General features: G+C 71.8%; 7 protein-coding genes. 4 read left to right on the top strand and 3 right to left on the bottom strand.

Annotation, left to right across the window (positions count from 1 at the left end; genetic code table 11):
- Positions 1-116: 116 nt before the first annotated feature.
- On the bottom strand, positions 117-1,076 hold the full coding sequence (ctaC, locus tag LG395_RS28570; protein ID WP_171157048.1) for an aa3-type cytochrome oxidase subunit II: 960 nt from the start codon (positions 1,074-1,076) through the stop codon (positions 117-119).
- A 258-nt stretch (positions 1,077-1,334) separates the two neighbouring features.
- Between ctaC and LG395_RS28565 the strand changes: the two genes are divergently transcribed.
- Positions 1,335-2,711 carry a cysteine desulfurase/sulfurtransferase TusA family protein gene (locus tag LG395_RS28565; RefSeq protein WP_225811693.1) on the top strand — a complete coding sequence of 459 codons (1,377 nt, stop codon included), beginning with the start codon at positions 1,335-1,337 and terminating at the stop codon, positions 2,709-2,711.
- A gap of 19 nt (positions 2,712-2,730) precedes the next feature.
- Here LG395_RS28565 and LG395_RS28560 read toward each other — a convergent pair whose 3' ends face one another.
- The gene (locus LG395_RS28560) at positions 2,731-3,705 is read right to left on the bottom strand and encodes a carbohydrate kinase family protein (RefSeq protein ID WP_171157044.1); all 975 of its coding nucleotides are present in this window, start codon (positions 3,703-3,705) and stop codon (positions 2,731-2,733) included.
- 180 nt (positions 3,706-3,885) lie between these two features.
- Here LG395_RS28560 and LG395_RS28555 point away from each other — a divergent pair, with 180 nt between their 5' ends.
- Both LG395_RS28555 and LG395_RS28550 read left to right on the top strand, forming a co-directional pair.
- On the top strand, positions 3,886-4,095 hold the full coding sequence (locus tag LG395_RS28555) for a hypothetical protein (RefSeq protein WP_171157042.1): 210 nt from the start codon (positions 3,886-3,888) through the stop codon (positions 4,093-4,095).
- A gap of 100 nt (positions 4,096-4,195) precedes the next feature.
- Complete coding sequence (locus LG395_RS28550) at positions 4,196-5,716, top strand: hypothetical protein (protein ID WP_225811692.1); 1,521 nt, start codon at positions 4,196-4,198, stop codon at positions 5,714-5,716.
- A 116-nt stretch (positions 5,717-5,832) separates the two neighbouring features.
- Here LG395_RS28550 and LG395_RS28545 read toward each other — a convergent pair whose 3' ends face one another.
- Positions 5,833-6,189, bottom strand: coding sequence for an iron-sulfur cluster assembly accessory protein (locus LG395_RS28545; RefSeq protein WP_028422454.1), 357 nt, complete (start codon positions 6,187-6,189; stop codon positions 5,833-5,835).
- 264 nt (positions 6,190-6,453) lie between these two features.
- Between LG395_RS28545 and nadA the strand changes: the two genes are divergently transcribed.
- On the top strand, positions 6,454-7,638 hold the full coding sequence (nadA, locus tag LG395_RS28540; protein ID WP_225811691.1) for a quinolinate synthase NadA: 1,185 nt from the start codon (positions 6,454-6,456) through the stop codon (positions 7,636-7,638).
- The last annotated feature ends 19 nt before the right edge of the window (positions 7,639-7,657 follow it).

Here is a 7,657-nt window from a genome sequence, read left to right as displayed (position 1 = left end):
GTCCGTGGTCGTCAGCCACTTCACCACGACATTGCCGGGCTGCTTGCGCCGGACCGGCAGCTCGTCGGCGTGCGAGCCTTCAGCTGCCGCGGCACCCTGGGGTTCGTTGAGGATGCTCACAGGATGTTCGTCCTCTGGTTCTTCTCGTGGCTCGTCTGCGCGATGCCGGCCGGGATGTAACCGGTCTGCCCCTTCTGCGCGAGCTCCTTGAGGTGCTGCGCGTAGCGCTCCGGGGAGACGACCTTCACGTTGAACAGCATCCGGGAGTGGTCGACGCCGCAGAGCTCGGCGCACTTGCCGAGGAAGGTGCCCTCCTTGTTGGGGGTCACCTGGAAGGAGTTGGTCCGGCCGGGGATGACGTCCTGCTTCATCAGGAACGGCACCACCCAGAAGGAGTGGATGACGTCACGCGAAGTGAGGACGAAGCGGACCGTCTTGCCCTTGGGGAGCCAGAGCGTCGGACCGGGGTTGTTCGTCTGGGGGTTCCGCGTGCCGGGCGTACCGACGTCGTAGACACCGCCTGCGTTCGCCGGGAACTGCTTGCGCAGCGGGTCCGAGATGGCGGTCAGGTTCTTGTCGGTCCTGGCGTCACCGGTGGAACCGGGAACGTTCTCGATGTAGTTGAAGCCCCAGCTCCACTGGAAGCCGACCACGTTGACCGTGACGTCGGGCTTCTTGGACATGTCGAGGAGCTTCGACTCGTCCCGGGCCGTGAAGTAGAACAGCACCGAGATGATGATGATCGGGACCACCGTGTACAGCGCCTCGATCGGCATGTTGTACCGGGTCTGCGGAGGAACCTCGACCTTGGTGCGGCTGCGCCGGTGGAAGAGGGCACTCCACAGGATCAGGCCCCACACCAGCACGCCGACGGCGAGCGCGGCAGCCCAGGATCCCTGCCACAGGGAGAGGATCCGCGGAGCCTCTTCCGTGGTCGGGGTGGGCATGCCAAGGCGGGGGAAGTCCTTGTATGTGCAACCGGTTGCGGTCGCCAGGACCAGGCCCGCGGTCAGTGCCTGCAGCAGCTTCCGCCGCATCGGGCGCCGCGGCGAGCGGTCGGAGCCGTTGGGACTCACGTAGCGCCTTCCCGAGAGTCTCGCCCGCGCGGTCGGCTGCGGCCTTCTCGCTGGTCGGTCGCCGCCCTGCGTCGGGCAGGGGTTTGGATGTTTATGCGGACCAAACCCTAGCCCACCCTCTCCGAGGGTTCGCGAGGAGGGGTGCCTACTGGGTGGGGTGGTTCGCTTGATTGGCGGCTGCGGGTGCGTTGTGGCTGGTCGCGCCGTTCCCCGCGCCCCTTCGGCGCACTGCCCTGACCGGCGGTCTAGCGTTGCCGTATGGCCTATTTTGACGCTGCCTCCGCCACTCCTCTCCATCCCGTCGCCCGCCAGGCGCTGTCGGCCTCCCTGGACGAGGGATGGGCCGATCCGGCCCGGCTCTACCGGGAGGGACGCAAGGCCCGGCTGCTGCTGGACGCCTCGCGGGAGGCGGCTGCCGAGGCCGTCGGCTGCCGGGCGGACGAGGTGGTGTTCACGTCGTCCGGCACCCGGGCCGTACACAGGGGTGTCGCGGGGGCGTTGGCCGGGCGGCGGCGGGTGGGACGCCACCTGATCGTGTCCTCCGTCGAACACTCCTCCATACTCCATTCGGCGGAGGCGTTCGAGGCGGACGGCGGGACGGTCACCCGGGTGGCCGTCGACCGGGCGGGAGCCGTCGACCCGGCGGGGTACGCGGCCGCGCTCCGGGCGGACACCGCGCTGGCGTGCCTGCAGTCGGCCAACCACGAAGTGGGCACCGCGCAGCCGGTGGCCGAGGTGGCGGAGGTGTGCCGGGCGGCAGGGGTGCCCCTGCTGGTGGACGCGGCGCAGTCGCTGGGCTGGGGGCCGGTGGAGGGTGACTGGTCGCTGCTCGCGGCCAGCGCGCACAAGTGGGGCGGGCCGTCGGGGGTCGGGCTGCTCGTCGTGCGCAAGGGGGTGCGGTTCGCCGCCCAAGGCCCGGTGGACGAGCGGGAGTCGGGGCGGGCGCCCGGGTTCGAGAACATCCCGGCGATCGTGGCGGCCGTGGCCTCGCTGCGCGCGGTCCGGGCCGAGGCGGCCCAGGAGGCGGTACGGCTGCGGGAGCTGACGGAGCGGATCCGGGCGCGGGTGCCGGAGCTGGTGCCGGACGTGGAGGTGGTCGGCGACGCCGTGCGCCGGCTGCCCGGGATCGTCACCTTCTCCTGCCTCTACGTCGACGGCGAGGCGCTGCTGCACGAGCTGGACCGGGCCGGCTTCTCGGTGTCCTCCGGCTCCTCCTGCACGAGCAGCACGCTGACCCCCAGCCATGTGCTGAAGGCGATGGGAGTGCTGAGCGAGGGCAACGTACGGGTCTCCCTGCCGCCCGGCACGGCGGAGGCGGACGTGGAGCGGTTCCTCGAGGTGCTGCCCGGGGCGGTGGCCGGGGTGCGGGAGAAGCTGGGCGCGCCCGCCCCGGTCACCCGGGGCGGTCCGCGGGAGCTGCTCGTCGACTCCCTCGGCAAGCGCTGCCCGATCCCGGTCATCGAACTGGCCAAGGTGTTCGGCCGGGTGCCGGTGGGCGGGACCGTCCGGGTCCTCTCCGACGACGAGGCGGCCCGCCTGGACATCCCGGCGTGGTGCGAGATGCGGGGGCAGGAGTACGTCGGGGAGGAACCGGCACAGCGGGGAACGGCGTACCTGGTGCGCAGGGTGAGCTGAGCGGGGCGCCGGCCCGGCGTCAGCTCAGGTGGGCCCGCACTTCCTGGCCGGCGTCGTCGCCGTACGCCTTCACGAACCGCTCCATGAAGTGGCCCCGGCGCAGCTGGTACTCCTGCGTGCCCACGGTCTCGATGACCAGCGTGGCCAGCATGCACCCCACCTGGGCGGCGCGCTCCAGGGAGACGCCCCAGGCGAGTCCGGACAGGAATCCGGCGCGGAAGGCGTCGCCCACGCCCGTGGGGTCGGCCTTGCGCTCCTCCTCCGGGCAGCCGACCTCGATCGGGTCCTCGCCGGTCCGCTCGATGCGCACGCCCCGTGAACCGAGCGTGGTGACCCGGTGGCCGACCTTCTCCAGGATCTCCGCGTCGCTCCAGCCGGTCTTGGACTCGATGAGCCCCTTCTCGTACTCGTTGGAGAAGAGGTAGGTCGCCCCGTCCAGCAGTATCCGGATCTCCTCGCCCTCCATCCGGGCGATCTGCTGGGAGAAGTCGGCGGCGAACGGGATGTTCCGGGAGCGGCACTCCTCGGTGTGGCGGAGCATCGCCTCGGGGTCGTCGGCGCCGATGAGGACCAGGTCGAGACCGCCCACGCGGTCGGCGACCGTCTTCAGCTCGATCAGCCGGGCCTCGCTCATCGCGCCGGTGTAGAAGGAGCCGATCTGGTTGTGGTCGGAGTCGGTGGTGCACACGAAACGGGCGGTGTGCAGGGTCTCGGAGATGCGGACCGACTCGGTGTCGACGCCGTGCCGGTCGAGCCAGGCCCGGTACTCGTCGAAGTCGAAGCCGGCGGCGCCGACCAGGACGGGCCCGGTGCCGAGCTGGCCCATGCCGAAGGCGATGTTGGCGCCGACGCCGCCGCGGCGTACGTCCAGGTTGTCGACCAGGAAGGAGAGCGAAACCGTGTGCAGCTGGTCCGCGACCAACTGGTCGGCGAAGCGGCCGGGGAAGGTCATGAGATGGTCGGTGGCGATGGAGCCGGTGACTGCGATGCGCACGACGGGATTCTCCTGCGGAAATAAGAAGGTGCGCGCGTGAGCGCTCGTGGGAAGGGCGATGGCGGGGACGGGAGCGGATCGACAGTTCACGCTACCCGGTCGGAAGCCGCCACTGAAGCTGGCGAAACTACCCGATAGTAGCTCTTTTGCCGCAGCCCGGGTCGTGCCTACGGTGCGGGCATGACGAACCTCGAGGTCACCTCTTCCGCCCCGGCCGACTCCGACGGCGACCTCGCCGCGCTGCGCGGCGACTGCGCCCGGATGGCGCCGCACTGGGCCGTCCCGGAGCACGGCGAGTCCCGGCCGGTGCCGCCGTCCCGCATCCACGGGGTGCGTGTGCCGGCGCGGTCCGCCCGGCTGCTGGACGCGATGTCGGACTACGGCGACTGACCCGCGGCGCGCGAGCCCGGGAACCGCGCGCTCCCCTCCCGCGTCCCATCGCCGTCCCCCGCGGGGGACGCGGGACACGAGGCAGCGAGGGAGCGATGCGGTGAACACCGAGCGGTCTGAGAACTCCGGCGCCCCTGAGGAGCGCGACCAGTCCCCCACGGACCCGCGGCCGGCGGGACCGGGACGGGCCGTCGGCCGGCGCCGCACGGCCGTCGTCGTCGCCGTCGCCACGGCGGCCGTCCTCCTGATCGGCGGCGGTGGCGCCTACCTCGCCGCGAGCGGCGGCACCGAGCACCGTACGGACGGTCCGGCCGCCCCCGGCGGGGCCCACGGCACTCCCCCGCCGCTCGCCCTGGACGGCTGGGCGCGCTCCGGCACGGGCGGGATCGCGCCCGGCGAGCCGGACCCGTACGGCACCCGGTACGTGGCGGAGGGCGAGCTGCCCGACGGGCCCGGTTCGGCGCCGGTGTACGAGCCGGGGGCCGAGGTCGGCCGGGAGCGGGTGGTCCGGCTGGCGAAGGCGCTCGGGATCGACGGGGCGCCGGTGGCCGAGGGGCGGATCTGGCGCGTCGGCGGACAGGACGGCTCCGGGCCGAGGCTGACGGTGAACCGGGACGCGCCGGGCGGCTGGAGTTTCGAGCGGTACGCGCCCGGCACCGACAACTGCTGGAAGGTGACCGTCTGCGCCCAGGACCCGGGCGCCCCGGCCGGCGACCCGGTGAGCGTGGCCGCGGCGGAGAAGGCGGCGGCACCGGTGCTTCAGGCGGCGGGGCTGGACGGCGCGAAGCTCGACGCGAGCCGGGTGATGGGCGCCCGGCGGGTGGTCGACGCGGACCCGGTGGTCGGCGGGCTGCCCACGTACGGCTGGACGACCGGTCTGACCGTCGACCGGAACGGCGAGCTGGTCGGCGGTCACGGGCTGCTGGCGGCGCCGGTGAAGGGGGACACGTATCGCGTGGTGGGCGCGGAGCGGACGCTGGCGCTGATGAACGGGACGGCGGGGGACGGCCACCGGATGGGGATCGGGGGGTGCGCGAGCCCGGAGCCGCTGAAGGACCGGCTGGAACAGCCGTGCGGCGCGTCGACGGGGGCACCGAAGGCGGCCCGGGCCATGGTGACGGTGGAGAAGGCGGTGTTCGGGCTGGCCGCGCACTCCGTGGGCGGGCGGCAGACGCTGGTGCCGTCCTGGCTGTTCCGGGTGCGCGGGTCCGCGGCGGGCGGCGCGTTCACGGTGACGTATCCGGCGGTCGACCCGGCGTACCTGACCTCGGCGTCCGCGGCGCCTGAGCCCTCCGCGTCGTCCCCGGCGTCCGGGGAGAGCCGGAGCGTGAAGGTGAACGGCTACACGGCCGACGGGCGGACGCTGACCCTGAGCTTCTACGGCGGGGTGTGCGCCGACTACCGGACGTCGGCGCGGGAGAGCGGCGAACGGGTGACGGTGACGGTCACCGAGCGGCCCTGGCCGGGCCGGGTGTGCGTCCTGATCGCCAAGGAGTACGTGAAGACCGTGACCCTGGGCGCGCCGCTGGACGGACGGACGGTGGTCGGCGCGGACGGCACGGCGGTCCCGAAGGCGAAGCCGGGCTCCCTGCGGCCGGACGCGTCGGCCCGGCCGCGCTGACCGGACGCGTCGGCCCGCCCGCGGGAGCCGGGCGGAAAACGTGAAGGCGGCGGCCCCCGGAAGGGGACCGCCGCCTTTTCCGGCCGGCAGACCGTGCGGCTTCGCCGGCCGTCGGCTCAGCTGAAGGAGTCGCCGCAGGCGCAGGAGCCGGTCGCGTTGGGGTTGTCGATCGTGAAGCCCTGCTTCTCGATCGTGTCGACGAAGTCGATGGTGGCACCGCCGAGGTACGGAGCGCTCATCCGGTCCGTGACGACCTTGACCCCGCCGAAGTCCTTCTCCACGTCACCGTCGAGCGAGCGCTCGTCGAAGAAGAGCTGGTAGCGCAGGCCGGAGCAGCCGCCGGGCTGGACGGCGACGCGCAGCGCGAGGTCGTCGCGGCCTTCCTGGTCGAGCAGGGCCTTGACCTTGGCCGCGGCGGCGTCGGTCAGGATGATGCCGTCGGTGACGGTGGTGGTCTCGTCCGATACGGACATCTACATCTCTCCCGGGTTGTACGGAGACTGCTTGCCGACGAGTGCAACCGGCGCTTCCGCGGATTCATTCCGGGCCGGGCATTGTCGTTGTCGCGTTTTTCCTTCCGGGTTCATGCTCGCACATGGCCCTGGGCGCCGACAGCGGCCTGTGGAGGGACCCGGGCGGGATTCACGTCACATGGACGCTATGGCCATCGTCAAAGTGACGTGAACCGGTTATGATAGATAGCGTCAGTTAGACGAAAAGTAGAAAGGGTGCGTGTCGTGACCACCGCCCAGACCCCGGAGCTCGACGTGCAGCCGACTCCGCTCGCCCTGCTGCTGCTCGGCCGCGAGGCCGACCCGAAGAGCGAGCGGGGCGTCGAGTGTCCCGGAGACCTCCCGTCGCCCTCGGACCCCGACCTGGTCGAGCGCGCCCGCGCCGCCAAGGCCCGGCTCGGCGACAAGGTCTTCGTCCTCGGCCACCACTACCAGCGCGACGAGGTCATCCAGTTCGCGGACGTCACGGGCGACTCCTTCAAGCTGGCCCGGGACGCGGCCGCGCGCCCGGAGGCCGAGTACATCGTCTTCTGCGGTGTGCACTTCATGGCCGAGTCGGCGGACATCCTGACCTCCGACGACCAGAAGGTCGTGCTGCCCGACCTCGCCGCCGGCTGCTCCATGGCCGACATGGCGACGGCCGAGCAGGTCGCGGAGTGCTGGGACGTGCTCACCGAGGCGGGCATCGCCGAACAGGTGGTCCCGGTGTCGTACATGAACTCCTCCGCCGACATCAAGGCGTTCACCGGCAAGCACGGCGGCACCATCTGCACCTCCTCCAACGCAAGGCGCGCCCTCGACTGGGCCTTCGAGCAGGGGGAGAAGGTCCTCTTCCTGCCGGACCAGCACCTGGGGCGGAACACCGCCGTCCGCGACATGGGGATGTCCCTGGACGACTGTGTGGTCTACAACCCGCACAAGCCGAACGGCGGGCTGACGGCCGAGCAGCTGCGCGCCGCGAAGATGATCCTGTGGCGGGGGCACTGCTCGGTCCACGGCCGCTTCAGCCTGGACTCGGTCGACGACGTGCGCGCGCGCATCCCCGGCGTGAACGTGCTGGTCCACCCCGAGTGCAAGCACGAGGTCGTGGCGGCGGCGGACTACGTCGGCTCGACGGAGTACATCATCAAGACCCTGGAGGCGGCCCCGGCCGGTTCCAAGTGGGCGATCGGCACGGAGCTGAACCTGGTGCGCCGCCTGGCGAACCGTTTCGCGCCGGAGGGCAAGGAGATCGTCTTCCTCGACAAGACGGTCTGCTTCTGCTCGACGATGAACCGCATCGACCTCCCCCACCTGGTCTGGGCGCTGGAGTCGCTGGCCGACGGCAACCTGGTCAACCGCATCGAGGTCGACAAGGAGACGGAGGCGTTCGCCAAGCTGGCGCTGGAGCGGATGCTCGCGCTGCCGTAGTGGACGCAGAAGGGCCGGG

Source organism: Streptomyces spinosus, from assembly GCF_020400655.1.
Classification (GTDB): Bacteria; Actinomycetota; Actinomycetes; order Streptomycetales; family Streptomycetaceae; genus Streptomyces; species Streptomyces argyrophylli.
This window is presented reverse-complemented; position numbering and strand designations above follow the sequence as displayed.